The 18426-nt window shown below is 49.8% G+C and carries 12 protein-coding genes; 5 read left to right on the top strand and 7 right to left on the bottom strand.

Annotated elements, in window-relative coordinates; translation table 11 throughout:
- Positions 1–61: 61 nt before the first annotated feature.
- Both BFP76_RS09370 and BFP76_RS09365 read right to left on the bottom strand, forming a co-directional pair.
- On the bottom strand, positions 62–2242 hold the full coding sequence (locus tag BFP76_RS09370; protein ID WP_099593048.1) for a xanthine dehydrogenase family protein molybdopterin-binding subunit: 2181 nt from the start codon (positions 2240–2242) through the stop codon (positions 62–64).
- Between the two features lies 1 nt (position 2243).
- Positions 2244–2708, bottom strand: a complete 465-nt coding sequence (locus BFP76_RS09365) for a (2Fe-2S)-binding protein (RefSeq protein WP_099593047.1) — start codon at positions 2706–2708, stop codon at positions 2244–2246.
- A gap of 220 nt (positions 2709–2928) precedes the next feature.
- Here BFP76_RS09365 and BFP76_RS09360 point away from each other — a divergent pair, with 220 nt between their 5' ends.
- Positions 2929–3924, top strand: a complete 996-nt coding sequence (locus tag BFP76_RS09360; protein WP_165775697.1) for a helix-turn-helix domain-containing protein — start codon at positions 2929–2931, stop codon at positions 3922–3924.
- 17 nt (positions 3925–3941) lie between these two features.
- On the opposite strand, the gene BFP76_RS09355 is transcribed toward BFP76_RS09360, so the two are convergent.
- The 5 genes from BFP76_RS09355 to BFP76_RS09335 form a co-directional block, all read right to left on the bottom strand.
- Positions 3942–7193 carry an error-prone DNA polymerase gene (locus tag BFP76_RS09355; RefSeq protein WP_099593044.1) on the bottom strand — a complete coding sequence of 1084 codons (3252 nt, stop codon included), beginning with the start codon at positions 7191–7193 and terminating at the stop codon, positions 3942–3944.
- Positions 7190–8671, bottom strand: a complete 1482-nt coding sequence (locus tag BFP76_RS09350; RefSeq protein ID WP_240514017.1) for a Y-family DNA polymerase — start codon at positions 8669–8671, stop codon at positions 7190–7192. Before BFP76_RS09350 ends, BFP76_RS09355 begins: the two co-directional genes overlap by 4 nt.
- A complete protein-coding gene (locus BFP76_RS09345; protein ID WP_099593040.1) occupies positions 8622–9188 on the bottom strand; it encodes an ImuA family protein in 567 nt (188 codons plus the stop codon). The genes BFP76_RS09350 and BFP76_RS09345 overlap by 50 nt, the downstream gene beginning before the upstream one ends.
- 101 nt (positions 9189–9289) lie before the next feature.
- Positions 9290–12388 (bottom strand): efflux RND transporter permease subunit, encoded by a 3099-nt coding sequence (locus tag BFP76_RS09340; RefSeq protein ID WP_099593039.1) that lies wholly within the window; start codon positions 12386–12388, stop codon positions 9290–9292.
- Positions 12385–13521 carry an efflux RND transporter periplasmic adaptor subunit gene (locus BFP76_RS09335; RefSeq protein WP_240514016.1) on the bottom strand — a complete coding sequence of 379 codons (1137 nt, stop codon included), beginning with the start codon at positions 13519–13521 and terminating at the stop codon, positions 12385–12387. Before BFP76_RS09335 ends, BFP76_RS09340 begins: the two co-directional genes overlap by 4 nt.
- A gap of 357 nt (positions 13522–13878) precedes the next feature.
- Here BFP76_RS09335 and BFP76_RS09325 point away from each other — a divergent pair, with 357 nt between their 5' ends.
- The 4 genes from BFP76_RS09325 (at position 13879) to BFP76_RS09310 (ending at position 18424) form a co-directional block, all read left to right on the top strand.
- Positions 13879–14088 carry a hypothetical protein gene (locus BFP76_RS09325; RefSeq protein WP_099593032.1) on the top strand — a complete coding sequence of 70 codons (210 nt, stop codon included), beginning with the start codon at positions 13879–13881 and terminating at the stop codon, positions 14086–14088.
- Between the two features lie 31 nt (positions 14089–14119).
- On the top strand, positions 14120–15106 hold the full coding sequence (locus BFP76_RS09320) for an aKG-HExxH-type peptide beta-hydroxylase (protein WP_099593030.1): 987 nt from the start codon (positions 14120–14122) through the stop codon (positions 15104–15106).
- The gene (locus BFP76_RS09315) at positions 15099–17618 is read left to right on the top strand and encodes an AMP-binding protein (RefSeq protein WP_165775696.1); all 2520 of its coding nucleotides are present in this window, start codon (positions 15099–15101) and stop codon (positions 17616–17618) included. Before BFP76_RS09320 ends, BFP76_RS09315 begins: the two co-directional genes overlap by 8 nt.
- A gap of 119 nt (positions 17619–17737) precedes the next feature.
- Positions 17738–18424, top strand: coding sequence for a D-lyxose/D-mannose family sugar isomerase (locus tag BFP76_RS09310; protein WP_099593027.1), 687 nt, complete (start codon positions 17738–17740; stop codon positions 18422–18424).
- Positions 18425–18426 lie beyond the last annotated feature (2 nt).

Genomic DNA, 18426 nt, shown 5'->3' with positions numbered 1-18426 from the left:
GCCCAAATCAGTTTTGAATTGTGAAACGCCGCCCCAACATAGATTGGGGCGGCGTTTTTCTTTATGCAAATTCAACTTCGTCAATCATCGGAAGCATGGTCACTCGCGGGCCACCCGCACGGGCAATCGCGTTGGCCAATGCCGGCCCTGATGGTGGTGTACCCGGTTCACCAACACCGGTTGGGGCATCCGCAGATGCAACAATCGCCACCTCGATCGTGCCAATGTCAGAAATGCGCAACGGTTCGTAATCTGGGAAATTAGTTTGATCCACTTCGCCATCTGTCAGGGTGATTTGATCACGCATCACATGGCCAATTCCGTAACCAATGCCGCCCTCCATTTGGGCGCGGATCACGTCTGGGTTCACCGCGATACCACAATCAACGGCGCAGAAAACCTTTTCGATTTTCACGGCCTGATCGCCACCACCCGAAACATCAACCGCCTCTGCCACGTATGAACCAAATGAATGGTGCACAGCCAACCCGCGCGATTGTCCATCGGGCGCACCCGCCTTCCAATTGCTTAGCTCAGCCAGTTTGTTCAACACTCCCGCCATGCGTTTTTGTTCAGGCGTTTCACCTGGCAACATCGACAGGCGCAATTCCATCGGGTCGGTATCGGTTTCGGATGCAATCATATCAATCATGCTTTCCATCACAAACGCGGTATGGGTATGCCCCACTGAACGCCACCACAAAACGCTTGTCGCTTTGGCGTGATCTGTCAATCCAACAGACATTCCTGGCACGGCGTACACGGTATCGGCAACGCCTTCGATGGATGAATGATCAACCCCGTCGTGAACGGCCATTGGTTCCATCGCCGTGCCCTTCATAATGGATTGCCCCGCAATACGATGATCCCAGCCAATGATTTGCCCAGCATCATCCAAACCCACACGCACACGGTGCGCAAACGCTGGGCGGTAATAGCCACCGCGAATGTCATCTTCGCGTGACCAAACCAATTTCACAGGACGCGAACGATCCGTGAGCGCGAATGCCATCGCACATTCCAAATTGTAATCCGCTGTTGGGTTGGCACGACGGCCAAATGATCCCCCCGCAAGCACGGTTTTAACCTGAACCTTTTCCATTGGCAGACCCAAAACTTGGGTCAATGTCATATGGCCAAAGGTTGGGAATTGTGCGCCATCATGTAAAATTACACCACCATCTGCAATCGGCTCAATGGTACAGGTCAAAGGTTCCATCGGGGCATGGGCCAGCAAAGGAAAATAAAAGGTTTTATCAATAACCTTTGCCGCGCTTTCCATTGCACTTGCTGTTTCGGCTTGCACGCCGCGCGTTTGATATGTTGCATCACCCGTTTCAACGGCGCTCATCAATTCGGCGCGGATTGTGTCGGATGAACGCATTTCTGCATTTGTATCGTCCCATTCCACCGTTATTGCATCGCGCGCTTGCATTGCGTTCCACGTCGTATCGGCAAATACAGCAACACCCGAATTATCAGGTAATGTTTTTGCCATTTCAAAGCCAGGCATGTCTTTTGCGCCGCTATCATCAAATGATTTCACAATGGCACCCATGCGCGGCGCATGTGCAATCATGACCACCAGTTGATTTTCCAAATGAAGATCCATCGCAAATATGCCTGAACCGTCAATTTTGGCGGGCGTATCTTTGCGTTTTACGCGCCCCTCTTTGCCGATCAATCGCCATTCGTCAGGTTTGCGCAACCGTGGTTCGGCAGGAACATCTTGTGTTACAGCACTGGCAACAAAGTCGGCGATGGGGGCGGTTTTGCCACCACCGGTAACCATACCATCCACAATATCAAGCGTGGTTGCATCCACGCCCCAATCGCTGGCGGCGGCGGCAATTAACATTTCACGCGCGGCCGCACCTGCATTGCGATATTGGGCAAAGCTATTGGCCATGGCGGTTGATCCACCCGTGCCCTGAAACGTGCCAAACAACAAGTTGTTGTATACCTGTGGGTTGGATGGGGCGAAATCGAAATCGATTTGATCCATCGTAACGCCCAATTCTTCGGCAATCAGGGTTGTTAACCCTGTTGTCGGTCCCTGCCCCATTTCAAAATGTTTCACGATGGCAGTGACCCGACCCGTGGCATCAATGCGCACGAATGGATTGATATCGGTGGTTTCACTGGCCGCGGCCAGAACGCCATTGGCACGCATCCCCACCAGCAAAACCGTGCTGGCGGCGACACCTTGCAAAAAACGGCGACGCGAAGTTGTCAAAGTCATCTTAAGCCTCCAAAATTTCTGCGGCGCGCTGAACGCCTGCGCGTATCCGTTGATAGGTGGCACAGCGACACGCGTTGCCCCACATGTATTCATCAATTTCATCCGCTGTTGGTTTTTTGTTTTCGGCCAATAATCCAACTGCGGACATGATTTGCCCAGATTGACAGTAACCGCATTGCACAACATCAAGTTCTGTCCATGCTTGTTGCACCGCTGCGCCGATTTTATCGTCGCGCATCGCCTCGATCGTGGTGATTTCAACGCCTTCGACGTCTTCGATAAATGTCTGACAAGAACGCGTGGGTTGCCCATCAATATGAACGGTACAGGCACCACATGATGCCACGCCACAGCCAAATTTTGTGCCCGTCATTTTCAACTCGTCGCGGATCACCCAAAGCAAGGGCGTGCCGTCTTGTGCCTTGGTACTGATCGTTTCACCGTTAAGTTTAAGTTCACGTGTCACGTCGTTTCCTCCGTTATGTCATTGAATTGTGGTGTGAATATCGCATCGCGCATGCGTGCCGAAAAACACCACCTTGGGTAATGTTATCATTCAATGCGCAAATCCCCATGCAAAAACACTTGCAAATCGCGCCAAAATTAAAACAAATAACGCCACCGCGCCGTTCCGGTCTGTTTTCGTGATCCAGCACCAGATATGCAAAACCCAAAGGAGTATGCCGATGTCAAACCCAAGGTTTTACAAAATTACTGGTGACCTGCGCCAAATTTGCAATCAGCACGGGGTGTCACCTGCGCGTGTTTTGGCGCGAAGCGGATTGCCAAGCGATTATCTGGAAAATGAAACCAAAGGTGTAGATAGCGAAACGTATTTCGCCATTTGGGATGCAATTGCCGCTGAAATGGATCACCCGGAACTGTCGCTTACATTGGGTCGCGGCGTTTCACGTGGGCCGTTTCAACCTGCCTTGTTTGCGTTTTCGGCCAGTCCAGATATTTACACTGGTATAAATCGATTGGCGGTATTTAAACCATTGGTTGCCCCGATCCGATTGAATTTTCGCGAAACCAAAGACAGTTTTGATATCACCTTTTCCTGCGAAGGTGCGTTGAACATTCCTGATATTTATGCGGTCACTGAAATTATATTTTTCTTGGATTTGATGCGCGAATTCACCGCCCATCATATCGTTCCAATGGCGGTGGAATTGCCTACATTTAATCATGTCACGCAAGCGTACAAAGATTACGTTGGCGCACCGATCACACGGTCAAATGTTTCGCGCCTGACATTGCATATGGATGATGCCCGTCGCCCGTTGATTTCTGCGGACACCGCATTTTACAATGTCGTCGAACAAGAATTGCAATTGCGCCTGCACAAGGCTAATCAAGACCAATCCATTGGCGAACGTGTCCGTCGTGCTGTGACCGAATTATTGCCTTCTGGCGTTGTTTCATCAGATCAAGTCAGCGCCCGCATCGGCATGAGCAAGCGTAGTCTGCAACGCAAATTGAAACAGGACGGCACCAATTTTCAAACCATATTGGACGAAACGCGCGCGTCTTTGGCACTCACCTATTTGCGTGAACAACGCTTAAGCGCCGAAGAAACCAGCTATTTGCTCGCCTACCAAGATCCCAATTCATTTTACCGCGCGTTTCATGATTGGACAGGAATGACACCTGCACAAGCGCGGGATACGGTTACGAATTAGCGCACATATTGCATCTGCTAGTGAAAATCACGGCTTGGGAATAATCGTTTGGCTTGGTCACGTGGATGCATGGCGCGGGGTTGGTTGCGCGGGCGGCGTGGGGCATCATCGGCTTGGGGTTGGGTAACACCAACCGCATCATCCATCGGATGACCAAGATCAGACAAATGATGCGAAACATCTTCCACTGTTTGGGCGATCAGATGTACAACAATACCCTCGCGTTGCACATGGCCCGTGACGCGCAACAACCGCCCGCCCATCACAGCGCGGCGAAATTGTTTGTAAATTTTCGGCCACACCACCACATTTGAAACCCCTGTTTCATCTTCGAGTGTTAGAAAAATCACCCCTGATGCCGTGCCCGGGCGTTGGCGCGTAATGACCAAGCCACACACATTCACGCGGCGCGATTGTGTTGTGACCAGATCCGCATGCGTTGTTAGCCCCACAATATTGGGGCGGAGCAATTCCATTGGATGTGCCTTGAGCGAAAGCCGCATGGCGACGTAATCTTCGACCACCTCTTCGCCCAAATGCATCACGGGTAAATTGACCTGTGGCTCGCGAATGCCTTCTCCGTCGATTTGATCGCTGAATAATGGCAATGGAGATTGCCCTTTGATCGCCTTGACCGCCCAAAGCGCATCGCGCCGCCCTAGCCCCATATCACCATAGGCATCCGCCTCGGCCAAGCGTTCCAACACCGTCGCACCGACACCCGCACGCAACCAAACCGATTCAGGATCAGGATAGCCATTGCCACGTGCGGCAACAATCCATGCGGCATCCTCTTGGCGAAACCCTTTGATCTGGCGAAAGCCAAGCCGCAAGGCAAGCGTGCCATCCGCACGTTTTTCCAATGTGTTATCCCATTCACTTGTGTTCACGCTAATTGGGCGAATTTCAACCTGATGTTCACGCGCATCGCGCACGATTTGGGCGGGGGCATAAAACCCCATGGGCTGTGAATTAAGCAACGCACAGGCAAATGCCGCTGGGTGATGGCATTTCAACCACGCAGAAACATAGGCCAGCATGGCAAATGCGGCGGCGTGGCTTTCTGGGAAACCATATTCACCGAACCCTTCGATTTGGGAAAAACAGCTTTGTGCAAATTCTTGGTCATACCCGCGTTTCAACATGCCCGTAATGAACTTATCGCGCAATTGCCCGATGGTGCCCATCCGGCGAAACGTGGCCATGGATCGGCGCAGTTTATCCGCCTCTGATGGGGAAAACCCCGCCGCGACAACGGCGATTTGCATCGCTTGTTCCTGAAACAACGGCACACCAAGGGTTTTGCCCAGCACGCGTTCCAATTCCTTGGATGGGAAACTAACCGGTTCTTTTCCTTGGCGGCGATTAATATAGGGATGCACCATCCCCCCCTGAATGGGCCCTGGGCGCACGATCGCCACCTCGATCACCAGATCATAAAATGCGCGCGGTTTCATGCGCGGCAAAAAATTCATCTGTGCACGGCTTTCCACCTGAAACACGCCAATCGCATCGGCCACACAGAGCATATCAAAGGTAGGTTTATCCGCCTGAGGCACCGATGCGATAGACAATCGCTCGCCCGAAAAATTTTCAATTAAATCAAAGCTTTTGCGAATACAGGTCAGCATGCCCAATGACAGGATATCCACCTTTAATATCCCCAGCGCATCAATGTCATCCTTGTCCCATTCGATAATTGTGCGATCCTCCATCGCGGCATTTTCAATGGGGCAAAGTTCATCAAGCCGCCCCTTGGTGATAATAAATCCCCCGACATGTTGGCTCAGATGGCGCGGAAATCCGATAATTTCACCAATTAGCCTTATGGTTTGCGCAAGACGCGGATTGGTCATATCCAGCCCTAGCTCCTTGACCCGTTCAGGATCAGCACCACCATTTGACATCCCCCAAATTTGCCCAGACAGATTGGCCGTCACATCTTGGGATAACCCCATCACCTTGCCTACTTCGCGAATGGCGGCGCGTGATCGAAAATGGATCACGGTTGCGCATAATCCTGCGCGGTGGCGACCATATTTGGCATAGATATGTTGGATCACCTCTTCGCGGCGTTCGTGTTCAAAATCCACATCAATATCGGGTGGTTCACCGCGATGTTCGGATACAAACCGTTCCACCACCATTGTGATAATTTCGGGGCTTACATCCGTGATCCCCAACAGATAGCACAGGATCGAATTTGCCGCTGATCCGCGCCCTTGGCATAAAATTCCCTGATCACGCGCAAAGGTAACAATATCATGCACGGTTAAAAAATATGCGGGGAATTTCAACGCTTTCACCAGCGCCAATTCCTTGTCCATTTGCGCAATGGCACTGGCGGGCGCACCCTTGGGATAGCGGCGTTTCAAACCATCTTTTGCCAGCCGCGCCAATCGGTTTTGTGGGTCTTCGCCCCCCGCAATTTCATCGGGATATTCATAGCTCAGCTCGCTCAGACAAAAATGCGATTTATCCGCAATCTCTACCGTGCGGCGCAATGCGGCGGGGTGGCGAGCAAACAGGCGCAACATATCCGCCTCGCCCTTTAACCGCCGCTCGGCATTTGGCAATGCACGCGTGCCAATATCATCAATCGTGATGTGATTGCGCATACAGGTTAAAACATCCGCCAACTGGCGCCGTTTGGCGTGGTGCATCAAAACATCGCCCAAGGCCACCATCGGGGCGGCGGTACGATGCGCAAGCGTGGCACAGGCATCAAAATATTGCTGATCGCTACCATCATATCGCGGTGCCGCGCCCACAAATACATGTGCGGGATATGATTTGCGCAATGTCGCAATATCCCCCCTGCTGTCGCGCAATTTACCCTGTGGTAATGCAATCAGGTTCATCCCCGCACAGCCCGCCTGTAAATCCAACAGATCAAGATAACATTCACCCTTGGGCGCGCGCCGTTTGCCCAAGGTCAATAACCGCGTCAGGCGCGCATATGCGGCGCGATCTTGGGGCAATGCAATCCAATGTGTTGTGCTGTTACGCAACACCAATCGCACACCGATAATCAATTTTGGCAACGGTGCATTTTCACCAAGTTCACGGCGCAATTCCTTGCGTGCCGAAAACGCCCGCACCACACCCGCCAGTGAATTACGATCCGTAATCGCCAATGCCTTTAGCCCCAATTCAGCGGCGCGAATGATCAACTCTTCTGGATGAGATGCCCCACGTAAAAATGTGAAATTTGATGTCGCACATAATTCCGCATAACCAGATGACAGGGATGGATTAAGCGCGATCATGCAAATTCCCCTTGTGCAAACCAATTGGGGTTTTGTGGTGTAAAAAACAGCCACAGCCGCCGCCCCTGACGTGTTTCAATCCGCCAATAGTCGCGCAAACCAGAACGCCAATTATCATCGGGCAACCACCACTCTGGCGCAATACGTTCAGGGCCGGTTGCACGGGCAATGCTAAAAAACATTTTCCGCCAGTGAAATTGCATGGGAGGGCGTGATGTGATCTGCCCCGTAAAACGAATTGTTTCAGGGGGAAATAATCGCAACGGGCGTGGACGCAGCGCAACCCAATTCCCCGATGCATCGCTATATGCGGCAGGGGAAATTTGGAAACTGCGTTCTGGTATATGGCTATCAGCGGGGTGAAAGCGTTGGATATTTTCCAACCCAATGCGATTGCCAAGTCGCGTGATCAAATCATCCAACCCATCGCGGGGTTTCGCGCTACTGGGGGTGATTTGTTCATTCGGCAATGGTTCAACATGCACAGCAGCAAGGCGCAATTGATCAATACCAAACCCCGCATCAACATCGTGCACGCCACGTTCAAACAGCGGCAATATCCGGGTGTGATCACGCAATGGCGCGGCCAGACGCAATTCCACCTGTTGATTACCCTTGTCCACACGGCGCAGGGTTAATTGCAACACCCGCGCGCCCATTTCCTGTGCCTTTAATTTTGCGCAGAGGCGATCCAATAAACGCGCCGTTCCCGCCATCACATCATCATACAGACCAATGGGATCGGGAAATGTCATACGCACCCCGTAATGCGGGGCGTCTTGCAATGGGGAAATTTGTTCTGGTTGCTGGCCCAATGTTTGATCAAGACGTAACAACACATCCCCACCAAATCGGCGTGCAACGCTGGCGCGAGGCAATGTCAAAAGATCGGATATTTTGCGCAATCCTACGCGCTGTAATGACATGTCCGTTTTGGCATCAACGCGCAGCGCCGCAATAGGAAGATTTGCAATTTCGCCCACATCAGACACGGTTGCATCATCGCCATAATGCGCCAGTGCCCAAGCAGCCCCCCGTGTATCGCCAATACCGATACGCGCGTTAATCTGCGCACGTGCCAAACGCTGGCGCATATCAACCAGCATCCCCTGTTCGCCGCCAAATAAATGTGTTGATCCGCTGACGTTAAACAACAGCCCATCATCACCATCCACCCCAACCCAAGGGCAATAGCGTTTCCCCCAACGCGCCAAGACATGTAAAAATTGTGAATCTGCATTGGTATTGGCGGGTTGGCTTTGTAATTCGGGGCAATATGATCGTGCATCGGAAAACCCCATACCACGATAAAGCCCCTGTTTTTCCGCAGCCCTGTTTAAACAATACACGCGCTGCGTATTTTGTTGATTTTGGGTTAAAACAAACGGCGTTTCAGAATGTGTTTCAAATGGACGTACGCGTAGAACCCTATCGCTGGGCAGTCGGGGAAACCACATTGATACGACGCGTTTTTGCATCCCAATTCACATTCCATGCTGTCAATGTTCCTGATTTGTTCTTAATAATACTCCAATTTTGAAGAGTCGAGTCCGCAACACCCCCCGTTTCATCAAAAATTGGCGAACAGCGCCACCGCGTTTGGGCGGCATTACTGCCCATACCGTCAGGAATAAGACAAAGCCCTGTTGTATTCCCCGCCTGCGCCGCCAATTGCAACCGTCGCCCCTGTGTTAACGAAATATCCTGATCCAGTTCTATCACCACCAAAGACACCGATTTTCCGCGCAAGGATTCTTCGCCAACGGCCAAAACATCTGTTTGATTTTTGGCCTGCGCCACCAACAGGTTTTGTGGGTCAAAATATTGCGCGAAACCAGATGGATTAATTTGTTCTGAACGCCAAGATTCACGCACCCAAATGGTTGTTCCGCCCAAACGCGCTGCAAGCGAAAAGGCAAAGAATAACGCGGATGCGCCGCACACTTCGTGTGTGCGTGCGTTCATCGGGGGGAAATGGTTGTTGAAATCGATCATGATGACACTTGTATATCAAAACAAATGAAATGACATCACTGGTTCATCAACAACCTGTCCAAATGATTAGCGGGGCAAATCAATGACACGTAAAACACACCCTACCCCTGTTGTGATAATTGTCCTGTTTCCACCTGCAAACGTTTTGCCGCCGCACCCGGCGCACCGCCCCAAACCGCGATCCAGCGGTAAAAAATTGGTGTCAGAAACAATGTGAACACCGTGGCAAATCCAAGCCCGCCAACAATTACCCAGCCCACGGCAACGCGTGCCTCGGCACCCGCACCAGAGGTAAGGATCAATGGCAGCCCACCAAAAACGGTGGACACCATGGTCATCATCACGGGGCGAATGCGCAACCGCAATGCGTTGCGAATGGCGGTGTCGATATCTTCGCCTGCCTCGCGCAGTTGATTTGCGAATTCAACGATCAAAATTCCGTTTTTGGCCATCACACCGATCAACATCACCAGCCCGATTTGGCTATAATAATTCAACGAACCACCCGAAATTGAAATCGCAAGCAATGCCGCGGCGATACCAAATGGCACGGTTAAAATGATAACCACCGCGCTTGAAAAGCTTTCGAATTGGGCGGCCAAAACCAACAGCACGACAATCAATGCCACGGCAAAAACAGTGTAAATCCCCGATTCACTATCGTTTAATGTCGCCGCCTCGCCCGTGAAAATGATATTCATATCATCGGGCAACACCTCTTGGGCGATTTCTTGGATGCGATCCATAGATGCGGATAAATCAATGCCTTGGCCAAGGTTTGCCTGAATCGCAACCGATAGCGCACCACCTTGGCGTTCGATCTGTGCTTGGCTTACGATTGTGTCCATTGATGCCACCGCCGACAGTGGAACATAGCCACCATCATCAAGACGCAACGACACAGATGCAATATCAGATGGATCATCAATGGGCGGGCCACCGGGCACAACATTCACGTCAATCTCGGTGTCATTTTCAAACACACTCACAGCGATTTCACCTTGTACCAATGCGCTAATGGTGCTGGTCACTTCGGCAGCACTTAACCCCATTGCATTGGCGGCGGCGTCATCGACTGTGACCTCTAGCTGTGCTTGTACACTGTCATTGGACAGTTGCGGGTTCAAAAATGTTTGATCTTGTGACATCGCCACCACCAAGGCATCGGCGGCCTCAGTCATATTTTCGATATTTGTACCAGTAATGGCAAAGCTAAGCCCGCGCCCTGCGCCACGAATGTTCAAGCTATTTGTCGAACGTGCGCTGACCTGAACACCGGGCACACTGGACAATTGACCGCTAATTTTTGCGACAAGCTCTTGTTGAGTAAAATCGCGTTCGCTCCAATCTGGTAGGCGCACAATGATAAAGGCATTTGTTCCACCCCCAACGCCGATAATGCTTTGAACCGCTGCAATATCGCCAGCTTCTTGGTAAGGAGAGAGAATTTCTTCAACAAGGCTCACTTGTGTGTCCAAATATTCCACCGTGGTATCGGATGCGCCGCGTGCCTGAACCAAAAAGAAACCGCGATCTTCGGATGGGGTAACGGTTGATGGCAAATTTGATGCAGCGCCAAGTGCGATCATCGCAAATGCGGCAGCAATTCCCAAAATAAACACCGGCGTGCGGATTGCCCAATCCATCACCGTATCGAACCCATGCGAAAGTTGCGCCACAATTTTGGACGGTTTGTTTGAATTGCCATTTGGTTTGCCGGGATCAAGCAAGGCAGACAATACAGGTGCCAAGGTCAATGCCGTAAGCGAAGATAGCGTCACGGCAAATGCCAGAACAAAACCAAATTCAGAGAAAACGCCCCCTGCCTGACCAGGCAAAAATGAAATTGGAATGAACACAGCGGCCAATGTTGCAGTGGTGGAAATCACGGCAAAGAACACCTCGTTCGTACCGGCAGCCGCCGCCGCAAAGGCACCCATGCCTGCCTTTCGTTTGCGCACGATATTTTCAATCACAACGATTGCATCATCCACAACCATCCCCGTGGCCAGTACCAGTGCCAACAAACTAATCGTGTTAATCGAAAACCCTGTCAGCCAGATCGCCGCAACCGTCCCGATAAGTGCGACTGGAATTGTCACCGCAGGAATAAACGTGGCGCGAACAGATCGTAAAAACAGAAAGATCACCGCAATCACAATTCCAGTAGCAAGCAAGATTGATTTTGTGACCTCGTTCACCGATCCTTCGATGAAAATACCATCATCTGATGCAATGATGAGCTGAACACCCTCGGGCAGATTGGCGCGCAATTCATCCACCGCAACATTCACCGCGCGTGAAATTTCAAGCGTATTGCCCGCAGATTGGCGCGTAATATCCAACCCAATGGCCGTTTGCCCATTCACCCGCGCAAATACATCGCGATCTTCGGGCATGAATTGAACCAATGCGACATCAGACACTTGTGTGGTGTCATTAATCGGAATTTGTTTAATCATATCAACGGTAACGGTTTCATTCCCAACCCGAAGCGCAAGCGTTTGTGATTGAGTTTCCAATTCCCCCAACGCCGTATCGTCGCGCAAGGCTTCCAATGCCGTGGTCACATCAAATACTGTTAATCCTCTGCTCGCCAAAGACAGCATATCAAGTGTGACGCGAAATTCGTTTGATCGATTGCCGCGCACTGTGACCTCTGCGATCCCGTCGATCAGGGACAGGCGTTCATAAACTGGGCCTTCTGCGATTTGGGTCAATGTGTCAAATGTTGCATCACCCATCAACGCAAGCCGAATAATCGCATCGGAATTTGAATCACTTTTGCTCACAGTTGGATCGTCAATATCATCGGGCAACTGACGCAAAGTGTCCGAAACAATTTCACGTGCCTCGTTCGCAGCAATATCAATATCTGTGCCATCAGATAGATCAATTGTCATACGGCTCGAACCAGAGCTAGAGGTTGATTCAATATATGATAAACCTTCTAATGCGCTGAGCGCATCTTCCAAAACTTGGGTGACTTCTGTGTCAACGGTTGTGGGAACGGCACCATCATAAGTGGTGCGAATGGATAAGACAGGCTGATCCACATCGGGCATTTCGCGCACGTCCACACTGGACAATGCCGCCAGCCCTGCAATGATGATTAACAGATTTAAAACAATCCCAAAAATGGGACGCGCGACAAATGTATCGGCAAAGCCTGCTTTGTGAAGCACTTTCTCAATGCTCATGAACGTGCTCCACCAACAGATTGTGCAGCAACATCAACCACATTTGCACCATCGCGTAGCTTGGCCGCGCCCTCTACCACCACAGATGTACCAACAGTAACATCCGTATCAACCCACACCCGATCGCCATCGCGATATCGAATTGTTGCGGGTTTTCGAATGGTCTTACCATCGCCATCTACCACCCAAATTCCTGAGCCGTCGCGGTTCCAAGTAATTGCAGTTGCTGGCAACACAGGTAAAGGATCTGTTTCCTCTAACATGCGCACACCCAGCGTCATCCCGGACCATAACATCCCATCGGAATTATCGACCTCTGCTTGCACGGTGGCGCTGCGTGTGACGGTATCAAGACGGCTATCAAAGGCGACAATTTTGCCCTCGAACGTGCGGCCAGCAAAACTTGGCGTGCCAACCAGAACGGTTTTCCCTTCAACCAACAGACCGATGGATCGCTCAGGGACCTCAAATTCAGCCAACAATGTGGTTGAATCGTCAATTTCAACAACCACGTCATTGGTTGATAACACATCGCCAAGATCAATATCGCTTAACCCAAGGCGCCCAGAAATCGGCGCTTTGATTGTGCGATCCTCGACCGCGATTTTGGCCAAGCCTGCGTTTGCCTCGGCAAGTTGTTGTGCCAATATTGCCTCTGACATGGTGACTTGGGTAATGGTGGAATTGCCAGATTGGCGCAGATTTTCATACCGCTCTACCGTGTCTTGCGCTTGTTTTAGCTCTGCTAATGCGATGTCATATTGTAAAACTTGGGTTTGATCATCCAATCGCACCAACACGTCACCTTTTTCGACAAAGGCATTCGCTCGCAGATTGGTTTCAACCACTTCGCCCGTTTCACTGGTGATCACGGTTGCGTTGCGTTTTGAAACTGCGCTCCCGATGGTGCGCAAAACAATCGTATAGCTTTCTGTTTCCAACGCATTCATCACAACGCTGGTTGCGCTGTTACGACCACCACCCCTGCGTGGGCCATCTTGTTGTTGTGATGCTTGCTGATCGGCTTCATCCATTCCGATAATTGGCGCAAGTGGCGCGGGTATCCCAAATGATGCAACATAAGCGCCCATTAAAATGACGAGCGTTGTGGACATAACCAATAAATTCTTCACGGCATTTTGCCTTTCATTTTATTCCCTGCTGGCCAGCAAGACGTATCAAAATCGTATCAACCCAAAAACCAAGAGCAAAAATTTGGAAACCAGATTACTTTCCGCTTTCCCCTTCTGTGCAAAATTTATGCGCTTTCATTTCCTTGGCTGATAAATGGTGCAACCAAAGGTTCAACGAAACGTCGGGATTTTTCCGTCGCAACAAATTCAATTTTTTTGAATTTATTTTTTGAAACGTTGGAACCCTGCCCTATTCTGACGGATGCGTTTCAAAAAAGGTCGAACAATTGGTTAACAAATGTTGACCGGTTCCAAGTTTGATGTCAGCATCCACACATACATACAAGGAGACAGCTTATGGCACAGTCAAAATTAGACACAGGTAAATTATTCGGTTTTAGTCAGTTCAACAAACTTCACGCATCGAATGCGACAGATGACAAACAAACCGATGGTGATCTGGGCCGTCTGTTTTCCAAACGTGGGGTTGTCGAAAATGAACCCCAACAAGAAAGCGTTGCTGAACTTGGTCGGTTATTTTCCAAACGCGGCCAAGTCGAAATCTGATTGATCCGATCAAATTTCCTGAACAATTCAGATGAAAATATTCGACGGGGCTCAACACCCAGATGAAATTGATACGGCTTTGCGCGCCAACCTCGCGCAAAGCCTTGTTCATATTGCGCAAACATTTTCCGAATTAATCAATCAATCGGATGATGAAATTGGCGAAATGGTGGAACGGATCAAAACCACCCGCCAACCCGCCAGCATGTTTGCACATTATTTTAATCTTGTGATTGCGGCGCAAAATGGTTCGACGGGTCAAATCCTAAACCATTGGGATGCGATGCGAAATACATCCGGTGGTGATGGGTTGTCGATTTGCCCATTTAACAAAACCGCGCTTGGTGCAAATTACGATTTGTTCCCCCCGCTTTTGTTTTCCGAAGTTGGCCAATCACCTATGATCCCACCCAGCGATGCGGATTTTGAAAATTTTACATCCCATCTGCATCAAGCATTTGAAATCATTAAATCAACTGATGCGAAGCTTTGGGATGAAATCAACGGTTGTTTCAATTTAATCTGTGGATCAAGCAAAACCAAAGACCCCAAAATCGCTGGTTTTGGTAGCGTCACGTCCTTGATGACTTGGGGCGCTACATTCGTCAATATTGATGCCCATCAAACCCTGTTATCAGTGGTGAATTTTCTGGTGCATGAAACGACCCATGCCCGCCTGTTTGGGCTAAGCTTTGATAACCCGTTGGTGTTTAATCCACTGGATCAAAATTACAGCTCGCCATTGCGCAGCGATCCACGCCCGATGGATGGCATATACCACGCAACAATCGTTTGTGCGCGCATGGCAGAATTCAATCATATGTTGTTAAAAAGCAATCCATTGGATGCAATCACATCCGATGAATTAACCCAATCAATCAACAAAAATAGCAAACGATTTTTTGATGGTTATGACGTGATCAAAGCGGATGGAGATATGTCCCCATTGGCCGCACAGATTTTATCAGATGCCTATGACGTTGTTCGCGCGTTTTCCATGACGGATGCACGTGTTTGATTTCCAACCATATGTGAATGCAAATCATCCCGATCTATTCGCGTTGATCCAAGGTTTTATCGCCACTCACCCACAAGCAAAATACACCGAGATTAACGCACGCGGCGATCAAATTTCCAACAGCGTTGATGATTTGCACCATGCCAGCCTGCGTATTCATGCGGGGTTCGTCGCGCGTGGTGTAACACCCAATGATACAATCTGTGTGGTTTGCACCAGCCTGTTTGAACTGATCCCAACCATTTGGGCAGCGATGCGCATTGGTGGGGTGCATATTTTGCCCGTTCATATCAACCAAGCCACTCTTGCACGCGGACAAGTGGTGGATGTTGTTGCCGATTGGGCGGTGCGATTATCTGAACCAATGATCGTCACGTCCATTCCGCTTGATGGGTTAATGGATAAATTACCAAACCAGCGCATCGTTGATTTGGGCGAATTGTTATCGACACGCGAAACAGCGCCAGCGCCGATTACGCGCAAACCCGTTAAGTTTTTGTTTAAAACTTCGGGCACAACGGCACGACAAAAATTGGTTGTGGTGGATGAACCCACCTTGTTTCATCGCTATCCAACACAAAAACGTGCACCCGTTTTAGATGCATCATTAACAATGCAACCCTTTGATGGACTATCACTCAGCACGCTCATATTACCGAACACGCCGCAAATGGTGTATTTACAACCCGATCATTTTGCCGCGCAGCCGCTGTCGGGGTTGCGCATCATCGAACAGTTCAAAATCCCACTGATCAGCCTTTCAAGCAGTTTCGCTGCGCGTGTTATCACGGAATTTCACAACACTGGTGCGATTTTTGACCTGTCACATGTCAAAACGCTTGGTTTTGGTGCGGAAATGACGGTTCCAACGGTTGTGCGGGAAATGACGCAAGTTTTGGCAAAATGTGGTGCCAAAAACCCAGCCATCGGGATTGGGTATGGCATGACAGAGGTCGGATTAATCTGTCAGGCCCCCGCCCAATCCCAAACAGAGTTTTTTGCCCAAACAGATGTCACAAGCGGCCCCTGCCGTCCGGGCGTTTCCGTGCGTATCACAGATCACGATGGCAATCGCGTGGCGAACGGTCAATCAGGACGGATAGAGGTTCATGCACCGCGCAAGCTATTTAGCGGGTATTATAACGATCCAGCCGCCAGCGGCGATGCAATTACACATGATGGATGGTTTCGCACAGGTGATCTGGGAGTTTGGCATAACGGCCAAATCACCGTCATCGGGCGGGAAAAGAATACGATTATTTCAAATGGTAAAAACGTTGCACTTGAACATATTGAAAAAATAATCGGCCAAATTGATCCGATTTCCCCACCGTATGTCGCCGCTGTAAGTGCACGCGATGACAAGAGCGCAACTGATACGCTCGTGGTTTTTATCGCCACGCCAAAACTTGGCCCCTATAAAACAGAACAGCTTTGCCAGATCGTCAAACAAATCGTGGCAGAACGCACCGGTATTGCCATTGCGCATCTGTATTTGATTGCCCAATCCGAATTCCCATTTGGCCCATCGGGTAAACTTTTGCGGCAACGTTTATTGTCAGATCACCAAAACAAACGGTGGATTCCGCACTCCTATCAAACGCTTAGCCGCAAACCATCAACAGATGAAATTGATCCTTGGCTCATCACCAAATGGCAAAGCACGTTCAACATGACCACCCCACCCGATGGGCAAACAAACCTGTTTGCCGTTGGGGGTGATTCATTAACCTGTGCGAAATTGGTTGGGGCGGTGGAACAGCAGTACAACTGTCGGATAAATTTGCCAGCGTTTTATAAAAAACCAACGTTGCGCAATTTGGCACGCTGTTTGGAAAACGCAACCAAGCGTAACGCGAATATGTCAGACGCTGACATAAACAATGATCCAGCGGCGTTGCGCCGAAAAATCGCACTGTACTTTGGCGCATGGTCAGGCGAGCGCACCCACCCAGACAGCTTAATCATCGGCGCAAATACCAAAGGGTGCAAACCGCCCCTATTTTTGATTTGTCAGGCCAAAGACGAATTTGAAGCACTCGCAAAACAAATGGGACAGGATCAACCCGTTTATGCCATGCGATCACTGGTCGAAGTTTCGCGCAATTATTCAGGCGCCGCTTATGATGCATTAATCGATCATTATTTCACACAAATGCAGGGCATTTTACGTGATCAAAACTTTGCCATTATGGGCGTATGTCAGGGCGGAATGATCGCGGTGGAATTGGCAAAACGATTTGATGAAATTAAACGCGCCCCTTCACGGCTTATCCTGTTGGAATGGGCGTTTAAACAAGGGGAATATTCAAATGCTGTTGATCTCATCTATTGCGCATCTGGTCCAACAGTCGATATTTATCAAATTCCCCAAATCAAAGGACCAGATTGGCGCAGTCAATTTCCACAACATCAGGTCACAGCATTGAATTGCGATCATCTCGATCCGTTTAAACCTGAATATATAACATCGCTGCATGATGCCCTGTTAAAGATGCCACTAGCACCTTGATCAAGAGATATATTCCGGCTGTCATTATAAAATAGTTTGGTGCATGATTGCGCCTGAAATTCAAAAAAAATTGCGCTCGCTAGCACATACACCTTATGCAGAATAAACAAAGGCTTACCATGAAACGTTCACGTATAAATGATATCCTTTTATCGGCTGATGATATGATCCGTTCCTTTGGGTTTGTTCTTCCGCCCTTTGCATATTGGACACCCGATGAATTTCGGCAGCGCAAGGATATCGCCAACAACGTCATCAATGCGCGTTGTGGGTGGGACATCACCGATTATGGCGCAGGTGATTTTGATAAAATGGGATTGTTCTTGTTCACGCTGCGCAACGGGCGCCTTGCAGATTTACAACGCGGTGGTGGCATGTGTTATGCGGAAAAACTCCTCATCTCTCGCCAAGATCAGCTAAGTCCGATGCATACCCATATTATTAAGGCAGAAGATATCATCAATCGCGGCGGCGCGACGTTGGTGATAGAATTATTTGGATCCGATGACCAAGGGAATTTTGATGAAACCAGCGGTGGACGGGTGTATTGCGATGGGATCAAAAGAGAATTTGCAGCTGGTGAAAAACTCAAACTTGCCCCAGGTGAAAGCGTAACTTTGATGCCCGGTGATTGGCACGCATTTTGGGGCGAAGGTGGCGATGTTTTGGTTGGCGAGGTATCCACCGTGAATGATGATGAAACAGACAATGTTTTTCGCGAACCAATTGGGCGTTTTGCCAAAATTGATGAAGACGTCGCACCTAAACACCTGTTGGTCAGCGATTATAAAAACTGGTTGGAATAACG

The organism is Paramylibacter kogurei (genome assembly GCF_002742285.1).
GTDB lineage: Bacteria > Pseudomonadota > Alphaproteobacteria > Rhodobacterales > Rhodobacteraceae > Amylibacter > Amylibacter kogurei.
The sequence above is the reverse complement of the archived record's forward strand: the minus strand, read 5'-3'. Positions and strand labels throughout refer to the sequence as shown.

Coding starts and splice junctions, on each gene's coding strand:
- BFP76_RS09370 (WP_099593048.1), bottom strand. CDS start 2,242: ATGACTTTGACAACTTCGCGTCGCCGTTTTTTGCAAGGTGTCGCCGCC.
- BFP76_RS09360 (WP_165775697.1), top strand. CDS start 2,929: ATGTCAAACCCAAGGTTTTACAAAATTACTGGTGACCTGCGCCAAATT.
- BFP76_RS09355 (WP_099593044.1), bottom strand. CDS start 7,193: ATGATCGCGCTTAATCCATCCCTGTCATCTGGTTATGCGGAATTATGT.
- BFP76_RS09350 (WP_240514017.1), bottom strand. CDS start 8,671: ATGCAAAAACGCGTCGTATCAATGTGGTTTCCCCGACTGCCCAGCGAT.
- BFP76_RS09345 (WP_099593040.1), bottom strand. CDS start 9,188: ATGATCGATTTCAACAACCATTTCCCCCCGATGAACGCACGCACACAC.
- BFP76_RS09340 (WP_099593039.1), bottom strand. CDS start 12,388: ATGAGCATTGAGAAAGTGCTTCACAAAGCAGGCTTTGCCGATACATTT.
- BFP76_RS09325 (WP_099593032.1), top strand. CDS start 13,879: ATGGCACAGTCAAAATTAGACACAGGTAAATTATTCGGTTTTAGTCAG.
- BFP76_RS09320 (WP_099593030.1), top strand. CDS start 14,120: ATGAAAATATTCGACGGGGCTCAACACCCAGATGAAATTGATACGGCT.
- BFP76_RS09310 (WP_099593027.1), top strand. CDS start 17,738: ATGAAACGTTCACGTATAAATGATATCCTTTTATCGGCTGATGATATG.